At 68.2% G+C, this 541-nt stretch carries 1 pseudogene; it reads right to left on the bottom strand.

Annotated features, from left to right (window positions below):
- Positions 1-473, bottom strand: a pseudogene (locus IG69_RS23060) (transposase); the annotation flags it as partial.
- Positions 474-541: the final 68 nt, after the last annotated feature.

Raw genomic sequence — 541 nt, 5'->3', positions numbered from 1 at the left:
GCCGTACGTGCCGCGGGAGGCGATGTGGATCTCTCGGATCAGGCCGGTGAGCCACTGGCGGCGCAGCGCGGTCTTGGACATGGCGCGGCGCTTGTACCGGTAGTAGCCCTGCCGGGAGACTCCGAGGACGGTGCAGCTGTTGTCGACGGGGACCCCGGCGTCGGCCAGTCGGTCGATCACCGGGTGAATCCTTTTGGGTGCGGCTTGTCCTCCGCCAGGAACGTCGCTGCTTGTCGGATGATCGCCAGCTCGCGCTCCAGCTCGCGGATCCTCTTCCGAGCGGCGCGCAGCTCGGCGGACTCGCTCGTCGGGACGCCCGTGATCTCGCCGCGGTCGATCCGGTCCTGCTTGAGCCACTCGTGCAGGCAGCCCGCGCTGATGCCGAGCTCGTAGGCGGTCTGCTTGACCTGCTTCCCGGAACGGACCAGCGCGACTGCTCGCGCACGGAACTCGGGAGGGTATGGACGAGGCACTGTCGGAGCCTTCCAGTTGGGCCCTCGACTCACCACCACCACTGGAAACCAAACCGGGGGGCAGGTCA

This window comes from Phycicoccus jejuensis, from assembly GCF_000720925.1.
Lineage (GTDB): Bacteria > Actinomycetota > Actinomycetes > Actinomycetales > Dermatophilaceae > Phycicoccus > Phycicoccus jejuensis.
Note: the sequence above shows the minus strand (reverse complement) of the source record. Positions and strands in the feature narration are given on the sequence as shown.